This window comes from Arthrobacter sp. 10T44 (genome assembly GCF_056393885.1).
The window spans coordinates 1-647 of record NZ_JBFTGT010000021.1 but is presented as its reverse complement, the minus strand read 5'-3'; the positions used below and the strand labels follow the sequence as shown (position 1 = coordinate 647).

Annotated in this window: 1 protein-coding gene; it reads right to left on the bottom strand. The window is 65.6% G+C overall.

What is annotated here, in order from left to right:
• On the bottom strand, window positions 1–584 hold a 584-nt coding region (locus AC1DBL_RS16715; protein ID WP_476926524.1), incomplete at its 3' end, for a hypothetical protein.
• Between the last annotated feature and the right edge of the window lie 63 nt (window positions 585–647).

The following is a 647-nucleotide window of genomic DNA, read 5'->3' as shown; positions in this document are numbered from 1 at the left end:
TCGGAGATCAGGACGCGGGTGCCTTCGAGGACGGCGGTGTCACCGGATGCCTGGAGGGGCTTGAGGGTGGAGCCGTCGAGGTTGAAGATGTAGGCCTGCTTGACGGCGGTGGTGCCGTTCACTGCGACGTCGCCGTAGAGCTTGGAGGTGCCCGGGTCGATGGTGAAGTTGGTCAGTTCGACCTTGGTGTCACCGGCGGTGAGGGAGAACCCGGAGCCGGCGTGGCTGATCAGGCCCTGGACGTASGGGCGGTAGTCCTTGGCCGGGTCGTAGTAGTCGACCTTGCCGCCGGTGATGGGGAAGACCAGCGAGCCGTCGGTCAGTTTGGCGGTACCGACGGTGCCCGGGGTGAGCTTGAGGGTTTCCAGGGCTTTCGCGAAGGAAGCATCGAGCTTCACCGCGGTGGAGACGCCGGTCAGTGCCGGGATCGAGGCGAGCGGCTCGGGCTTTTCAGCCGCAGCCGAGGAAGACGCCGAGGTGGCCGGAGCGGAGGAAGCGTTGTTCGCCGGGCTGCAGGCAGCCAGGGAAAACATGAGCGAACCGGCAGCGGCAACGCCGAGGAAAGTCTTGATGGATGTACGCATGGGAGTGCTCCTTGGAATTGGCTCAATGGGTGTCCCGTCCCCGCCGCCCTGGTAGGGGCTGAC